15 protein-coding genes are annotated in these 16,352 nt (G+C 41.8%); 5 read left to right on the top strand and 10 right to left on the bottom strand.

Annotated features, from left to right (window positions below; genetic code table 11):
* The first annotated feature begins 261 nt into the window (after positions 1-261).
* Positions 262-1,620, top strand: a complete 1,359-nt coding sequence (locus BCU91_RS18055; protein ID WP_102532064.1) for an amidohydrolase family protein — start codon at positions 262-264, stop codon at positions 1,618-1,620.
* 58 nt (positions 1,621-1,678) lie between these two features.
* On the opposite strand, the gene BCU91_RS18050 is transcribed toward BCU91_RS18055, so the two are convergent.
* The 4 genes from BCU91_RS18050 to BCU91_RS18035 form a co-directional block, all read right to left on the bottom strand.
* Complete coding sequence (locus tag BCU91_RS18050; RefSeq protein ID WP_102532063.1) at positions 1,679-3,847, bottom strand: cation:dicarboxylase symporter family transporter; 2,169 nt, start codon at positions 3,845-3,847, stop codon at positions 1,679-1,681.
* A gap of 275 nt (positions 3,848-4,122) precedes the next feature.
* The gene (locus BCU91_RS18045; RefSeq protein ID WP_102439011.1) at positions 4,123-5,055 is read right to left on the bottom strand and encodes a dihydroorotate oxidase; all 933 of its coding nucleotides are present in this window, start codon (positions 5,053-5,055) and stop codon (positions 4,123-4,125) included.
* Positions 5,056-5,290: 235 nt separating this feature from the next.
* Entirely contained in the window at positions 5,291-5,995 is a 705-nt protein-coding gene (locus tag BCU91_RS18040) for an oxidative stress defense protein (RefSeq protein ID WP_102477109.1), read from the bottom strand.
* Between the two features lie 268 nt (positions 5,996-6,263).
* The gene (locus BCU91_RS18035) at positions 6,264-7,919 is read right to left on the bottom strand and encodes an amidohydrolase (RefSeq protein WP_102520815.1); all 1,656 of its coding nucleotides are present in this window, start codon (positions 7,917-7,919) and stop codon (positions 6,264-6,266) included.
* 383 nt (positions 7,920-8,302) lie between these two features.
* On the opposite strand from BCU91_RS18035, the gene BCU91_RS18030 reads away from it, so the two are divergent.
* From BCU91_RS18030 to BCU91_RS18015, 4 genes are all read left to right on the top strand, one after another.
* Entirely contained in the window at positions 8,303-9,154 is an 852-nt protein-coding gene (locus BCU91_RS18030; protein WP_102439007.1) for a GGDEF domain-containing protein, read from the top strand.
* Positions 9,155-9,382: 228 nt separating this feature from the next.
* Positions 9,383-9,748, top strand: coding sequence for a hypothetical protein (locus BCU91_RS18025; RefSeq protein ID WP_102439005.1), 366 nt, complete (start codon positions 9,383-9,385; stop codon positions 9,746-9,748).
* A gap of 181 nt (positions 9,749-9,929) precedes the next feature.
* On the top strand, positions 9,930-10,337 hold the full coding sequence (rimI, locus tag BCU91_RS18020) for a ribosomal protein S18-alanine N-acetyltransferase (protein WP_241901127.1): 408 nt from the start codon (positions 9,930-9,932) through the stop codon (positions 10,335-10,337).
* A gap of 60 nt (positions 10,338-10,397) precedes the next feature.
* Positions 10,398-10,616, top strand: a complete 219-nt coding sequence (locus BCU91_RS18015; RefSeq protein ID WP_076543093.1) for a DUF6500 family protein — start codon at positions 10,398-10,400, stop codon at positions 10,614-10,616.
* A gap of 70 nt (positions 10,617-10,686) precedes the next feature.
* Here BCU91_RS18015 and lipA read toward each other — a convergent pair whose 3' ends face one another.
* From lipA to mltB, 6 genes are all read right to left on the bottom strand, one after another.
* Positions 10,687-11,652, bottom strand: coding sequence for a lipoyl synthase (gene lipA / locus BCU91_RS18010; RefSeq protein ID WP_076543094.1), 966 nt, complete (start codon positions 11,650-11,652; stop codon positions 10,687-10,689).
* Position 11,653: 1 nt separating this feature from the next.
* A complete protein-coding gene (gene lipB, locus BCU91_RS18005) occupies positions 11,654-12,304 on the bottom strand; it encodes a lipoyl(octanoyl) transferase LipB (protein WP_076543095.1) in 651 nt (216 codons plus the stop codon).
* Between the two features lie 102 nt (positions 12,305-12,406).
* Positions 12,407-12,673 carry a DUF493 family protein YbeD gene (gene ybeD / locus BCU91_RS18000; RefSeq protein ID WP_076543127.1) on the bottom strand — a complete coding sequence of 89 codons (267 nt, stop codon included), beginning with the start codon at positions 12,671-12,673 and terminating at the stop codon, positions 12,407-12,409.
* 278 nt (positions 12,674-12,951) lie between these two features.
* Positions 12,952-14,142: a serine hydrolase gene (locus BCU91_RS17995; RefSeq protein WP_076543096.1), complete on the bottom strand. Its 1,191-nt coding sequence runs from the start codon at positions 14,140-14,142 to the stop codon at positions 12,952-12,954.
* 281 nt (positions 14,143-14,423) lie between these two features.
* The gene (locus BCU91_RS17990) at positions 14,424-15,239 is read right to left on the bottom strand and encodes a septal ring lytic transglycosylase RlpA family protein (protein ID WP_102439167.1); all 816 of its coding nucleotides are present in this window, start codon (positions 15,237-15,239) and stop codon (positions 14,424-14,426) included.
* Between the two features lie 49 nt (positions 15,240-15,288).
* The gene (mltB, locus tag BCU91_RS17985; RefSeq protein ID WP_102532062.1) at positions 15,289-16,320 is read right to left on the bottom strand and encodes a lytic murein transglycosylase B; all 1,032 of its coding nucleotides are present in this window, start codon (positions 16,318-16,320) and stop codon (positions 15,289-15,291) included.
* Positions 16,321-16,352 lie beyond the last annotated feature (32 nt).

Below are 16,352 nucleotides of genomic sequence, written 5' to 3'. Positions count from 1 at the left end.
TAAAGTTTTATATAGCAAAGGCTTACCTTTATCAATCTAAAGTTGTTAATAAATAAGTTAATTTGTGTCACAAATCTAGGTTTAATAAGAAATTTGAATAACGATAGGTTAAATCAATGAGAGCTTATATCCGAGCTGCAGGCTATACATGAATGGTTTTTCGATAATGTTTCTGTTAACGCTAATGTGAAAAAGTTGTAAATTATGATTAAGTTAGGCATGTTAACCTTCGGGTAAAATTAAAAATATAAGAAGGGTTATATGTCATATCTAGCAATAGCAGCAACTAGACGAATTCAATATTATTTGAGTCATAAAAAATCGTTTAACCTAGCGATTATAGTCGGTTTATGTAGCGTAATACCTTCAATACAATCAGCCGATTTTAAAGTCATCCACGCTGGCGAATTACTTTCCATTGCAGGTGAAAAAACCACTAAACAACAATCAATATTGATTAAAGATGGTCAAATCAGCGCCATCAACAGTGGCTATATTGAGCTTCCATCCAGCCAAATAACTGAAGCAGATACCCTTGAATATATTGACCTCAAAGACAGCTTTGTCATGGCGGGTTTAATGGATATGCACGTGCATTTACAAGGGGAGTTAGGGCCCAATAATGACAGCGAAGCATTACGCATGTCAGATGCCGATGTGGCAATGAAAAGTGCTTATTTTGCAAATAAAACACTGTTAGCTGGTTTTACCACAGTAAGAGATTTAGGCGCCAAGCCTGAGCAGATTTATGCGCTTCGTGATGCGGTTAACAAAGGCTGGTTGGCAGGCCCTCGAATTATTGCCTCAGGCGGCGTCTCTGTCACTGGTGGTCATGGTGATGTGGATGGGAAAAGCCCTGACTTACTGGATATGCTAACCTCTAAAACCATTTGTGATGGTCCCTTTGATTGCCGCCGTGCCACGCGCCGAGCGATAAAATATGGCGCTGATGTGATTAAGATTACCTCTACAGGCGGCGTGTTGTCAGATACCAATACCGGCACAGGCCAGCAGATGGCCAATGACGAGTTAAAAGAAGTCATTGATGCAGCGCATGCATTAGGGCGTAAAGTCGCCAGCCATGCCCATGCGGCTGAAGGGATTAATGCGGCTCTGAGAGCAGGTGTTGATAGCATTGAACATGGCAGTTACGCCAATAAAGAATCGATTAAGCTATTTAAAAAGTCAGGGGCTTACTTAGTGCCAACTCTGTTAGCGGGTGACACTGTGGTTCAAATGGCTAAAAGTGATGGCAACTTTATGTCTGAAGCAATTAAAGCCAAAGCGATTAGGGTCGGTCATGATATGCAAAACAACTTTGGTAATGCCTATAAAGCGGGGGTTAAGATTGCTTTTGGTACAGATAGCGGCGTATCACGCCACGGCGATAATGCTAAGGAGGCTGTGCTGATGAGTCAGGCGGGGATGAGCAATCAAGATATCTTAGTCAGTGCGACCATTAACGCTGCTGACCTTATTGATATGAGCGATACTCTAGGCACGCTAGCACAAGGTAAGCATGCTGACATTATTGCAATGAAAGCGAGCCCCCTTGAAAGTATTGATGCCTTACTTGATATTCATTTTGTCATGAAATCAGGTAAAGTACATAAGCAATAACCTTGGCTAATCATTATCACCAAGGCTCCCGAAGGAGCCTTTTTAATGGATGGTTAATTTAGTCAACCCAATGCAGTACATCACGAATAATCGACCATCGCGGCACTGGTGTGGTTGCGCCTTTTCCTAGCATCCAATAATCATAAAATTGTTGCTGGTGGCCATCGACTCGGCGCAGTTTTTGCCAGTTATTAATGTAGTTTAATAGTGACTGATTAGTTTGTGCGACGGCATAAGCCACAGGGTAGCGATTTTTACCTTCTAAAATAGCAATGCCGTAACCTGGGAAGAATAATGTCCAAGCTGAACCTGCTTCAGCGCTGATCACCACCGCATCGTATTTGGGCGCTTTTTGCCTAAAGAAATCTTTATAACCGTCAATTTTAACAAAATTAATATGAGGCAGTTTTTTCTTGGCATCGGCAATTTTATCATCATGTTCAATATAGGCGATGGTGGTATTTTCCATTTCGAGAATGGACTCATCAGTTTTGAAGCTATTAACCCGATGATCTTGAGTGGCAATGGCGATGTTAAGCTCTAGCACTGGTTCGCCATAACTAAGCCTGTCCATTTGTTTGATATCCATTGACAGACCCGACATGGCGACATCAAAATAGCCAGCCTGTAATGACGCTGCGAGCTTATCTTTTTTGAACGGGATAAACTCTACCTCGACTTTCAAGTCCTCCGCCAACTTAGTGGCCATTGCAATATCAAAGCCCACTAACTGGCCGGCATTATTGTAGTAACTAAAAGGCACATTACTGGGAATGTAACCGACTCTTAGTAAGCCACGTTGGCGAATGGAATGGACGCTGGCGATTGCTTGAGTGGGCGTTTTACCGATTTCAGGGTATTGGCGAGTCACTTTCGTGGGCACTTTGTCAGCCACTTTCATGTTGGCGATCACCTCACTGGTGATATCAGGGCTATGTATAAATAATCCCATACCTATGCGGCAAACAACAATGGTGACCGCGGTACTGGCTAAAAGCCCAACCGACATTTTAATTAATTGCGGCGGACGAATTTTCAGTGTCCCTTGGAATAAGCACACGGTTAATAGGGTGAGGGCGAATAGGTTCATTACTGCGGCAATAGAGTTGAACTTGCCTGTGATAAAGCCTGACATGACAAATAGTTGGAATAAGTCTGAAGGTAGTTGCACTAAGTCCAACATAAAAGGAATGGCGACATACACACTACCAAATAATGATAATAAGCCACTGACAGACAACGACGGCATAGCGCTGATATCAACAGGGGTGCCATTAAACCAGCCTGCAAAGTAGACAAACAAGATAACGGTTAATTTACCGATATTGGGGAAGGTAAATGCAATAGGCACCAAAATCTCAATCAGGGTGACGCCATCTTCAGTTAAGTTATTATGCTCACGCATAATTTGCTTACACTCAGCAATAATTACCGGAATAACAATAAAGATATTACCTGTGGCAAAGGCGGTAACTAAACTGGCTTTACTTATGTTAACCGTCTGCCTATAAGTGATTGGCGTTAATGACGAAACTATCCAAGGTAGCACTGCAAATGTGAGCAATAAGCACAAAGCAAAGTAACTAATAAGGTAAACCTGCATACTGGCAAATTCATCCACTCCCATAGTGCCAGCTGCCGATGCTGACATGGCAAAAATACCAATAGGCAACACTTTAACCAAGCCTTGGGTGATCCGAGAAAAGGCTTCTGTGATGGTATGCATGAAGGTTAACACCAGCTTTTTATTGTCGCCCTCCATACTAATTAACGCGAGACCCAAGGCAATACTGAATACCACCATGGCAGGAACATAGCCTTCCGCCATCGACTCAAACGGGTTTGAAGGAATATAGAGCTTAAAATAATTAATCGGCTGGGCAGGTTCGATAATACTGGTGCTGAAAAACGATGCTGATTCAATAAACGGAAAAGACAATGGCATTAACGCAGTGAGAACTAAACCGACTAACCACAGCAATAACATAATGGCGCCAGCGCGGCTAAAAATTAATATGGCCGTGCTTTTTTGCAGTTTGCCTATACCGCCAATAAGCGATACCACTATGTAAGGCAATACGGTCATTTGCATTAATAAAATAACGCCATTACCGATAGCGCTAAGCCAGCCTACGGACTCGCCAAAGAATATCCCCACAGCAAAGCCGACAAACATAGCCACTAGCATTTGGGTTGAACTGGTCATCGCAAGTAATTTTTTAAACACAGTTATGTTCCATTTATTATCTGGGCTTGAGGGTAAACTCACATTAACCGTTAGCAGGCTAATGTTTTGATAATGCTACAAAGTTGTTGCTCAAGTTTAATATTAACAGTGTTAGTTTGGATTAGGGATAATTTGTACAATAAATATCTTACTGAATTTATTTATATGCAGTGTTTTTGAAACGGCTAAAAAGCCACTGTAAATACAGTGGCTTTAAAGGGGAAGGGGGGAGTTTCAATACAGATATTCAGAGGCTTAATGTGCCACAGGTATCATTAAAGCGGTTTTAATTTGCCTTTAGCGTCATTAATACACTGGTAACCTTTACCGCGCATGAAGTCAGCGAGTTCTGTTTCAATACGCTCAAAGCAAGCTTCACCTTCTTTTTCAAAACAGGTCGCGATTTGTACCGCATCAGCACCGGCGAGTAGGTATTCAAAGGCATCGATTCCGGTTTTTATCCCGCCAACGCCAATGATTTGTACGTCATCATCCAGCAGTTCACGAAAGGCGCGCACATTGGCTAAACCGACAGGTTTAATATAATCACCACACAAACCACCAAAGCCGCCTTTAGGCTTGATTATGGGTTGCTCAGTGTACGGGTCGATAACTAAAGTGTTGCCGATTGAGTTAATGCAGGTGATAAATTTTACTGGATATTTTTTGATGACATTGGCTGCTGCCACAAAATGTGACATATCAAAATAAGGCGCCAGTTTAATGCCAATCGGTTTATTACCAAGCGCTGTTAGGGCAGCGAGTGCTTTGTCAGTTTGTTCAAAGTCATAGGCGACCTGCGCTTTACCAGGGATATTAGGGCAAGAGAAGTTAACTTCAATTAGGTCAACATCACTGTTTTGAAAGGCGCTAACCATTTCAATATTATCTTCAATGCTAAAGCCTGAAATGCTTACAACAACAGGTTTACCTAATGCTTTTAATTGAGGCACCATTGCTAAATAAGCTTTATAACCTAAATTGGGTAAGCCCATCGATTGAATCGAACCTAATGGTAAATCTTTATAGCGTGGCTCAGGATTGCCTTCGCGTGCTTCCATGGTACAAGATTTAGTGACCACAGCAGCCGAATGAGATTGGGCAATCGTGTGCAGTTCATCCCAAGTGGTGCACTTGGGGCCAGAGGCATTCATCAAGTAACTGTCTAAGCTAATACCAGCAATTTCAGTGGATAAATCGATGTTCATGAAGCGTCCTCTTGGTGGAATAAACAATAAAAAAGCATGTGTAAATTGCGAGGTAGTTTATGCAGCGGGACAATAGAGGTATTGATTAAAAACAATAAATATGACAAATGTGTGATTATTTTTTAAGAGTGTTAACTAGAGCGCATAAATGCTGCTGTTCTTTATGCGCTGTTCTTTATACCACCGAGTAAGGCAGCGATGAACTGTTGCTGTTAATCGCCACTTACGTTTATAGCTATTTTAATTTGTAAATGACCTCAACACGCTCCTCGACACTGACTTGACCGTATTGATAGCTTTCGGCCGTGTCACTTTGCATTGCCGCCATACGCATCATCACAGGTTGTACCGACTGCTGAGTTAAGTAGCTGATTTTCCAAACACCATCGAGCTCACGTTCAAAACCTTGGGCCAGTGATTTAGCTTTTTGCTTGGCATCTTTAATGGCTGCTTGTCTTGCTTTTTCGACCGCTGCAGTTTCGTTTGATGATTTCAAACTGATATTTTGCACTTGATTAATGCCTTCTTCTAATGCGGAATCTAAAATGTCATTAAGCTTAGGCAGCTGCTTGATGGTAACAATCACTTGTCTGTTAGCGCGGTAACCCACTAACTCTTTGGGTTGTTTCGAAGGGTAATGGTATTGCGGTTGGATGCTCAAATTAGCGCTAGATATCGCATTTTTATCGACTCCAGCATCCTTGAGTCGCTTGATGAATTTAGCGACGGCTTGATCAACAGCGACTTTAGCTTGCTTGGCATCATCTTTAGTTAGGCTGACTTGAACTGAAATTACCGCCATATCAGGGGCTATTTTTAAATGGCTCGTACCAACCGTTTCAAGATGTGGGAAATTATAGTCAGCAGCAATAGCATTTTGAGACAGTGAGCCAAATAGTAATCCTGTTGCTAGCAAACCATTCATTAAGGTTGTTTTTATAATGCGATGTGTTGATGTTGTCATGTCGTGCTCCAAACAATAAATGAGGTTGGTAGTAACCTTGTTATAGCTATAAACGAGAGCAAATTTGAAAAGGGTTAATTTATTGAATTTTATTTTTGACGCGATAAAACCTAATTAAGAAAAGTCAGTTTTTAATAAGCACTTTTTAGGCGTTTGGCGTTTAATGCAAAATATAGGCGTAAAAAAGCCTAGTTAAATTAATCGCTAGGCTTTTAGGTTAGGCATATTAAAAATGATTGCGGCGTTATTCTACTCGCTCACCATCAACCCAAGTTTCCAGCACCTTAGTTTTCCAAATATCTTCAGGGTTAATAGCAAAGATATCTTTATCAATCAGAATAAAATCTGCTTTACGCTTAGGGACAAGTTGGCCAATCATTTGCTCTTGATGGGCGGCAAAAGCGGCGTGGGTGGTAAATGTGGCTAATGCTTCGGTTAAATTCATGCTTTCGCGGCGATACCAGCCATCAACAGGTTGATTGTCGTGATCTTGACGAGTTACCGAGGCGTGCAGGCCATAAAAAGGATTTGGCGACTCAATGGGGAAGTCAGAGCCTGCGGCAATAATCGTATTGGCATTAAGTAGCTTACGCCAAGCGTAGGCGCCTTTTATACGGGCATTACCAATTCGGTCTAATGCCATGTTTTTATCACTTGTGGCATGGGTTGCTTGCATTGATGCGATAACATTGAGTTGCGCAAAACGTGGAATATCGGCTAATTGCAACACTTGGGCATGTTCAATTCGATGGCGTAAATGACGGCTGTTACTTGCGGCGATATTGGCTTGGTAGTGATCCAACACTATTTGATTGGCATTATCGCCAATGGCATGGGTATTGACCTGAAAGCCTGCATCCATCGCTTGTTGAATCGTATCGCCCAACTCTTTTTCAGAATAGAGCAATAAACCTTTATGGCCAGCTAAATCGCTATAGTCTTCAATCAATGCAGCGCCGCGACTGCCAAGGGCGCCGTCGGCGGATATTTTTACGCTGCTGATGTGTAATTTATCTGAGCCAGAAGCCATCGGTCCTGCCTGCATCATCTTGTCAAATTCAGGGTCTTGAGCATCTATCATGGCGTACACGCGAATTGGCAGTTTATCGGCATAATCAAGTGCCTGATAAGCCGCGATAGTGTCACTGCCAATACCTGCATCATGGACACTTGTTAATCCCTGCTTAGCCAGCGAAGTAAGAGCTGTTAGCAGTATTTCTTGTTGCTCGTCGATAGAAGGTTGTGGGATTTTAGTAGTGATCAGGCTCATGGCATTATCAATAAATACCCCTGTCGGCTGACCATCAGCATATTTGATAATTTCACCACCTTCAGGGCTGGTGGTGGCAGAGCTAATACCAGCGATTTTCATCGCAGCGCTATTTGCCCAGCCAGCATGGCCATCAATGCGAACTAACCATACAGGGGTATCGGGAAAGACTTTATCCAGTGATGCAGCCACGGGAAAGTTTTGTTGTGGCCATAACACTTGGTTCCAGCCGCGTCCTTGTATCCATTGCATTGTTGGTTGTAATTGCCTAAATGCTACAACAGTTTCAACGGCTTGTTGTTCAGTCACGCTGCCACGTAACTGGGCTCGCATCAGGCTTAATCCATAGCTTAAAACATGACCATGCGCATCGATAAGGCCTGGTAGTAAGGTTTTGCCTTGTCCATCAATTCTTACAATACTGGTGTTAGTACTGTAGGGAAGATGTTCATTTTCAAGGTAGATTTTTTCAATGACATCGCCGTTAAATTGTAATGCCTTAAACTCAACTAATTTACCATTACTGACAGTGTAGCCATTGATATTATTGATAAGTTTACTTTGGGCAAGGCTTGTTAACGGGGGAAGGCAAAGGCAAGTAAGTAATAGTAATTTATAGTTCTTAAGCATGATTAAACCGGTCCATGTTCTTATTATTTGTGTTTTTAGCGTATCTTAAATACAAAATGCCACACTGTTACCAAAATGTTAACTGCTTTATTTTGAAAAGAGACCTTTGACTCTAGGGCTGTAGCACTTTGGTGGTTAATATTCATCTCGAAAGCGCAATGCTCCCTCTTTATTTAGTAGGCCGTTGGCTAAACCTTGAATATCGATGGTTGCGATGAACTGGTATACTTTAAATTATGTAATAGGTTAATATATAACAATATTTATATTAATTAACCTTATCGGTTTCAGTGAATTCCAACGCCAATGTCTTTTATGGCAAAGAGCTTCGAGAACTGAATAAAATGAATTGAATGTGATTTTGACAACTGTTTGGGTGTGCTATGGATTATGTTGCTTTATTTTTGGTGCTGGTTGGAAGCATCGGGCTGGTGTTATCGTTACGCCCAGCTTATGCCATCTGTGCTTATTCTCAGTTTAGTAATAAAGGCTGGTTGACGCTGTTATTGTTAATTGGATTATTTATTGTCAGTTACCTCAGTTATTTATCTTTATTATTTAGCTCTACCAGTGAGATTGATTTTATACAATTAGTGGTGGCTGGTATTTTCTTCGCTGGCGGCGGGTTTGTGTACTTGGTGACGAACCTAAGTAAGCAAACAATTATGGATATTGATGTGTTATTGCAGCAAAAGCACCATCAAGCGAACCATGATTTGTTAACCACATTAGCCAATCGTCAGCACTTTTATCGCCATATGGATCAAATGTTAGCGCTAAAAAGTGAAGGTTTTTATTGCTTAATGTTAGACATTAACAATTTTAAAATGATTAATGACACGTTTGGGCACCCAGAAGGGGACCGAATTTTAACAGTGATTGCCCAGCGGATCTTGCAAGTCGTACCTGAAAATAGCTTAACGGCCCGTATTGGCGGTGATGAATTTGCGATTATTATTCCTGATACCGCCAATCTGAATATTTCTGATGTGGCGAAAGATATTGAAACTGCACTATTAATTGACATTCCTTGTGCTGGACATTTGATTGTCATTGCCGCCAGTATTGGAATTTCTCAGTATCCAGAGGATGGGCAAGATAGCAAAACCTTAATTAAGCATGCCGATATCGCCATGTATCACGCAAAAAAGAATGAAATGCCCCATCAGTATTATCAATCTCATCTACCGACAACCACACTACCTGAATCTGTTTTAGATGTTGAAAAGAGTTAAGGGATCATTATTCTTAAAACTAGAATCGCGAGTGGTGAATATCGCTCATTCTGAAGAACCTAGGGCTCCTATTAACCAGATATGTATTTACCAAGGTTTTTAAATTATTGCGGTTTTTTGTTGTTAAGGCTTTAATTGGATTAAATCTACCCGCTCAAGCTGATTTGCTCTCACATTGTGGTTAATGAACTGCTATTCTAGTGACGAGATCATTGATAGAGAATTACTATGGAAAAATCAGCTTTTTTAGATGCCATGGGCGTAACCCGTTGGCGCAGCGCTGATAGCCAAGGCAAGCCGTATTTAATTATTCATGATGACGGTGATGATATTAGCCAGCATAGTTTGGTTAAAAGCGTGTTGTCGCTATTACATATTGATGAGTCACAATGTGAGTTTGATACTGAAATGGTCAAAGGCATGCAGGTGATTTGGGATATGCGCAAAATGCGCGTCCGTCCACGAGTGGCTTGGATTATTACCGATCCTATTGAGGCGTTATTGCAAGGCCATCAAGGTAAGAGAGACCTGTGGCAACAGCTTGGTTTGCAGCTTGATAAAACGGCTTCGATTGATACAGATAAGTCAGCTTAGAATTTAGTTACTGACATTGACGATATAAAACAGTGATTATTTAAAGCTTCGATTATTTAAAGCTTCGATTATTTAAAGCTTCGATTATTCAAACTTCCACTATTGAAGAAACCTTATGACTTCAGCTTCTCCTCAAACAAGTTTAACAATTTCGTTATTATCTCCTGAAAACACAGCTGCAATGTTTGAAATTGAGTCTGCTGCACATTCTCACCCTTGGAGTTTAGCAAGCTTAGAAGACTGTTTTGGCCGCTTATATCGCGTTTATGGAGTCTTTGATAAAGATGAGCTTATTGGTTTTGCCATTGTGCAGCAAATTGTCGATGAGCTGACGTTATTAGATATTTGTATTGCGCCGAATCAACAAGGAAAGGGTCTAGGAAAGCAGCTACTTAATCATGTTATCTATGATGCTAAAGTGAAACAGGCAGTGGTGGTGATGTTGGAGGTTCGACAGTCTAATCTTGCTGCAATTGGCTTGTATAATACATTAGGTTTTGTTGAAGCAGGTCGCCGCACGGGTTATTACCCAAGCGTAACTGGCCGTGAAGATGCTATCTTGATGGATTACAGGTTATTGCCAGAATAAATGACTGAATGAATCATATGCTGAGTAAATTAATATTGTTAAACCAATAAAGAGCGTTAAATGAGAGAGTCGTTAAGAGCCAAAATAATCCAAGTGTGCGATAAAAAAATTGCCGCCAAAGGCGATAATGTTGGTTTATCATTTTATGCCTTTTTTGCCAATAAGAACGATGACCCGATATTATTGATGGAAGCTGCGACTTGGTGGATTGAAACTCATCAACTTGATCATTTCGTTAAAGCCCATGTGATTAAAGCAATGGTTCAAGCTGGTAAGTAATACTATTAATAACAGACATTAAAAACGGCGCTCTAGGCGCCGTTTTAGTCTCTTAGGAAGCAAATAAAGCTTACTTCACTTCTTTACCTTGCGCTTGTAAATCCGCATGGTAGCTTGAACGTACAAGCGGGCCACAGGCTGCATGGGTAAAGCCAATCTCGTCAGCTAATGCTTTTAGCTCATCAAACTCTGCTGGTGGCACGTAACGCTCAACCGGTAAGTGGAACTTACTTGGTTGTAAGTATTGACCTAAGGTTAACATCTCGACGTTATGAGCACGTAAATCACGTAATACATCGGCGATTTCTTCGTTTGACTCCCCTAAGCCCATCATTAAACCTGACTTAGTTGGAACATCAGGGTGACGGTCTTTAAAGCGTTTTAGTAAATCCAATGACCACTGGTAATTTGCCCCTGGGCGCGCTTTACGGTAATGCATTGGCGCTGTTTCAAGGTTGTGGTTGAACACATCTGGTGGCTCAGTGGCTAAAATATCTAAAGCGGCGTCAATACGGCCACGGAAATCAGGCACTAAAATTTCAATTTTAATTTCAGGATTTAAGATGCGGATTTCACGAATACAATCAGCAAAGTGCTGTGCGCCGCCGTCACGTAAATCATCACGATCTACAGAGGTGATCACCACATATTTAAGCTTCATATCTTGAATGGTTTGCGCGAGTTTCTTAGGCTCAGCTGCATCAGGCTTTAGTGGACGGCCGTGGGCAACATCACAAAAAGGACAACGACGAGTACAAATCGCCCCTAAGATCATAAAGGTGGCAGTACCGTGGTTAAAGCATTCAGCAAGGTTAGGGCATGAGGCTTCTTCACATACTGAGTGCAAACCGTTTTTACGCAGTGCTGATTTTATATCAGTAATTCGCTGGTTTGATGCAGGGAGTTTTACTCTTAACCAATCTGGTTTACGCAACATGGTTTCACGTTCAGATGGAACCACTTTAACAGGGATACGCGCGACTTTTTCAGCATCACGCAATTTAACACCGGGTTGTAATCTTTCAGGCCTATTCATTTTATTCTGCTAATCCTTGATGATGTACAAGTTCTTGGTAGCCTAATACTTGGCTTAATGTTTGAATCAGTTTGTCGCCAGCTTCAGTCACGGTTTGTGGGCCGCCTAAGGCTTTGCATTGCACCATTTCAAGTCCGGCATAACCACAAGGATTAATGCGCAGAAATGGTGCTAAATCCATATCGACGTTGAGGGCAAGGCCATGAAAAGAGCAGCCTTTACGAATGCGTAACCCTAATGACGCGAGTTTTCGCTCGTCAACATAGACACCGGGTGCATCTGCTTTGGCGTAAGCATTGACATCGTACATGGCGAGCATATCAACGATGCTTTGCTCGATATTATTCACTAATTGTCTCACACCGAGTTTACTTCTTTTTATGTCAATGAGTGGATAGACAACCAGTTGGCCGGGGCCGTGATAAGTGACTTGTCCGCCGCGATCCACTTGGATCACTGGGATATCGCCAGGATTGAGAATGTGTTCACTTTTGCCTGCTTGGCCTTGGGTGAATACCGGTGAATGTTCAACTATCCATAGCTCGTCGTTGCTGTCACTGTCGCGATTGTCAGTGTAACTTTGCATGGCATGCCAGACCGACTCGTAATCTTGGCGGCCAAGATGCCTGATATGTAACGTCTGAGTTTGCAAGGGCAAGCTCTCCCTCAAAAAAGTTGGCTTATTATACGCACCTATCACTGAAATAACATCAAAGTGATAGGTGGATCACGTTTTATACCATTTTGAGCGGTGTTAAAGTACGCGGTTTACACCTTCAATTGCAGCAAGATCTGTATAAACTTGCTCAATATGTTCTTTACTGGTAACAGTAATACGAATTGATACTGCGTAGTAGGTGCCTTTGCTTGATGCTTTGACTGTTGGCGCATAATCGCCAGGTGCGAGTTTTTGCGCTACAGCAACGATGCGATCAGCTAAGGTATCGTCAGCATTACCGATGACTTTGAATGGGCATGAATTTGGAAAATCCATTAGTTCGCCAAAGTTTGTTTCTAACATGTGTTTGCTCTCTACGGTTGAATGCGCCTGTTTGTAGATATTACAGCAGGTACAGTTGAAGCTGTTATCACTTCTATATGGGGTAATTATACTGTAATACAAGTCTGCGAGCAGCGTTTGATGGTCATTTTTACTGCGCCATTGTAATTTATTACCTAAGGCGTTAGTTTTGCGCTGCTGCTTCGATAACAATAAAGCCACCCGAAGGTGGCTTTATTGTAGATATCAGTTTGTTTAACTGACCATTTTGCTAATTATTTAGAAAATAGCTTAGCTTATTATTCACCAAACCAGCCTTCAAACATTTGCTTGAAGTAATCCATCAATTTGCTAAACCAGCTGCCTTCATTGACTTCATTTAAAGTGACTAATGGGAATTGAGCTATGTCTTTGCCATCTAATTGGAAGAAAACACGGCCAACAGTTTCGCCTTTCGCTAACGGCGCCGTTAGTGGCTTAGTTAGCTCAAAGTTTGCTTGTAAGTTTTTAGCTTGACCGCGATTAATGGTAATAGGCGTGTCGGTAACGACACCTAAATCAACCGTTTCACGATCACCATACCAGATTTTTTGGGTAACAAAGGTGTCGCCAGCTTTATATGGGGTAATGGTTTCAAAGAAACGGAAACCGTAGTTAAGCAGCTTTTTGCTTTCAGCTTTACGGGCTGACTCGCTGTTAGTACCCATCACCACGGTAATGAGACGCATACCGTCATTGGTTGCTGAAGACACTAAGTTGTAACCCGCACCTGATGTATGGCCAGTTTTGATGCCGTCAACATTAAGGCTGTTATCCCACAATAGGCCGTTACGGTTATATTGTTTAATGCCGTTAAAGGTGAAAGATTTTTCTGAATAAACACGGTATTCATCTGGCACATCACGAATTAACGCTGCGCCTAGCAATGCCATATCATAGGCGGTGGTTTTGTGATTATCAGAATCTAAACCATGTGAGTTTTCAAAGTAACTTTGGGTCATGCCCAGTTGCTTTGACCATGAGTTCATTAAGTCAACAAAGCCATCTTCGGTGCCGGCGATATGTTCTGCCATTGCCACACAGGCATCGTTACCTGATTGAATAATAATGCCGCGGTTTAAATCTTCGACCGTGACAGTTTTACCCACTTCAATAAACATTTTTGACGAATCTGGGAAGTTTTTAGACCAAGCTTTTTTACTGATGGTTACTTCATCATCTAAAGAAATATTACCGACTTTAACTTCATGACCAATAACATAACTGGTCATCATTTTAGTTAAGCTAGCAGGGTTAAGTGATTCATAGGCATTGCTTTCAGCAATCACGCGCCCTGAATTGTAATCCATTAGAACATAAGCTTTAGCGGCGACAGTCGGCGCATTAGGCATAACCATAGGTGCATTAGCTGCGTTGGCTGCTTGAGATGAAAAAGATACCGCAGAAAGCAACAGCAAAGATTTTAGGGGAGTGTTAACAATATTCATCATTAAATTGGCACATCTCTGGTCAATGTAGAAGGTGACGTCGTTTAGGGTTTATTTTTAACTTACCGTGTTTGATGTGCTAGTGAAAGCACCAACAAACGCATTTATCAAAAATAGCATAAAAACCAAGCAAGATTATTACTTTAAAGCATCTTTAGTAGGTTTAAATGAATAAACGACATAATTAAAAACATTATATCATTAGTCGCTGACAATTTGACATTAAGCTTCATTAACATAAATAAACTGTCAGGCAGGCTAATTTATTATTTTTCAAAAACTGGTTATTTTTTAGGGTACATCATATAGCTATTAGGGTGGCCATCTTGTTTTAGCTGCACTAATACTTTATTCGCTAAATAACGCTGTCCAATTGGCCCGAGTTGTAGGCGATAAAAGCCATTAGCCGCTTCAACTTTTGCCGGCACTTGGTACTTTTGTTCAAGCTCTTTTGCCAGCACATTAATCCGCAGCAGATCTTTAGAGGCCACCACTTGAATAAAATGCACGCTGGAGTCTTTTAGTTCATCTAGTGCCATTGATTCTGGTGACTCAATATGAATGGCTTCAATGCTGACTTTAGCGGTGCCTTGCTGCAACATACCAATTTTGTAGGCTGCAGCGTAGGACAGGTCAATAATTCTGCCTTCATGGAATGGGCCACGATCATTGACTCTGACAATCACTTGTTTGTTATTAGCCTCATTAGTGACTCGCACATAACTTGGTAATGGCAAGGTTTTATGGGCTGCTGACATGGAGTACATATCATAGGTTTCGCCGTTTGATGTTAGGTGGCCATGAAACTTTGACCCATACCAAGATGCGCCGCCCGTTTGTTTAAAACCTTTCGCGCTCGACATCACCTGATATGACTTGCCGCGCACAGTATAGTTTTGCTGGTTTCCTTGGCGACTATAGGGCTCATACTTTGGGTGGGCATCTTCAACCTTACTGACATCGGGGGCACTTTTAGGGGCGCGATCATCTTTGAGCTGATAGCGGTCATCTTGGCTAGTTGGCGTCGGTGAACTTGAACACGCAGCCAATGCACCGCACAACCCAACCACGGCGAGACTAATGAGTGACTTTTTTAGCATGTCATATTTAATGTGACAGTTTATTTGACCGTTCATGTGAGTGCGCATCTTATTTGTTGTCATGTGCAGGGGCTGCACCTGAGTGGTACGCAGCTGCTAATTGCTGGCTAAATTGATATACCGCCATGGCATATAGTGGGCTGCGATTGTAGCGGGTAATCACATAAAAGTTATTAAGCCCTAACCAGTAGTCTGTTGCTTTGGATTGCTCAAGTTTGATCAGTAATGCAGATTGCGAAGCATCAATATCTTTGGCAACCGCTAGGGATAAACTTGGGGTCAAGATATCAGCCACAGTTTGTGTCGGCTTACCTTTAAGCCATACCTTGGCTTTAGGCGCGGTTTCAACGGTGTGATTTAATTTAAGGGCAACAGGTGCGCCTTTTTTCCAGCCGTGTTGGTGGAAATAATTAGCAACACTACCAATAGCATCCGGCTTACTATTCAATAGATCTCGGCGGCCATCACCGCTGAAATCAACCGCGTAGTGACGATAGCTTGAAGGAATAAACTGGCCATAACCCATAGCGCCAGCGTAAGAGCCTTTAAGATTGTCATTATCTAATTGCTCTTCTTTAATTAATGACATCAGGTTGCCAAATTCTTTCCTGAAAAAGGTGGCTCTAGGAGGATAGTAAAAGCCTAATGTATACAGCGCATCTTGTACTTTATAGTTACCCATGTAGCCGCCGTAGTAGGTTTCGATACCGATAATGGCAACAATGATTTGCGGGTCAACTTGGAATTTTTCTGAGGCCTGCTTGATGGTTTCAGCATTTTGTTGCCAAAAGGCTAAGCCTTTTTCTAAACGGGAGTCAGTTAAAAAGATGGGATAGTATTGGTGCCAAGGTTTGGCTTCCCAAGGTTTGGAAATAGCATCAAGTACGGCTTGATTATGATTAGCAGATGATAAGAATTGCTGAACTTCTTGTTCGGTAAAGCCCTTGCTCACTTGTTCAGTGATAAAAGCCTGTTTTAGTGCGCTGACTTCTTGCTCTGTTGGCGGCGTTGGCGCCGCAAAAAGTGTTGTTGAACTGAGAAGTAATGCCAGCGCTGTTGCGATTTTAGTTGTTATTTGCATTTAAGGTCCTGTGTAATTGGACTACCGCTAAG

The sequence above is a fragment of the Shewanella sp. 10N.286.52.B9 genome (assembly GCF_002873635.1).
GTDB lineage: Bacteria > Pseudomonadota > Gammaproteobacteria > Enterobacterales > Shewanellaceae > Shewanella.
The sequence above is the reverse complement of the archived record's forward strand: the minus strand, read 5'-3'. Positions and strand labels throughout refer to the sequence as shown.

Coding starts and splice junctions, on each gene's coding strand:
- BCU91_RS18055 (WP_102532064.1), top strand. CDS start 262: ATGTCATATCTAGCAATAGCAGCAACTAGACGAATTCAATATTATTTG.
- BCU91_RS18045 (WP_102439011.1), bottom strand. CDS start 5,055: ATGAACATCGATTTATCCACTGAAATTGCTGGTATTAGCTTAGACAGT.
- BCU91_RS18035 (WP_102520815.1), bottom strand. CDS start 7,919: ATGCTTAAGAACTATAAATTACTATTACTTACTTGCCTTTGCCTTCCC.
- BCU91_RS18030 (WP_102439007.1), top strand. CDS start 8,303: ATGGATTATGTTGCTTTATTTTTGGTGCTGGTTGGAAGCATCGGGCTG.
- BCU91_RS18025 (WP_102439005.1), top strand. CDS start 9,383: ATGGAAAAATCAGCTTTTTTAGATGCCATGGGCGTAACCCGTTGGCGC.
- rimI (WP_241901127.1), top strand. CDS start 9,930: ATGTTTGAAATTGAGTCTGCTGCACATTCTCACCCTTGGAGTTTAGCA.
- BCU91_RS18015 (WP_076543093.1), top strand. CDS start 10,398: ATGAGAGAGTCGTTAAGAGCCAAAATAATCCAAGTGTGCGATAAAAAA.
- lipA (WP_076543094.1), bottom strand. CDS start 11,652: ATGAATAGGCCTGAAAGATTACAACCCGGTGTTAAATTGCGTGATGCT.
- ybeD (WP_076543127.1), bottom strand. CDS start 12,673: ATGTTAGAAACAAACTTTGGCGAACTAATGGATTTTCCAAATTCATGC.
- BCU91_RS17995 (WP_076543096.1), bottom strand. CDS start 14,142: ATGATGAATATTGTTAACACTCCCCTAAAATCTTTGCTGTTGCTTTCT.
- BCU91_RS17990 (WP_102439167.1), bottom strand. CDS start 15,239: ATGCTAAAAAAGTCACTCATTAGTCTCGCCGTGGTTGGGTTGTGCGGT.
- mltB (WP_102532062.1), bottom strand. CDS start 16,320: ATGCAAATAACAACTAAAATCGCAACAGCGCTGGCATTACTTCTCAGT.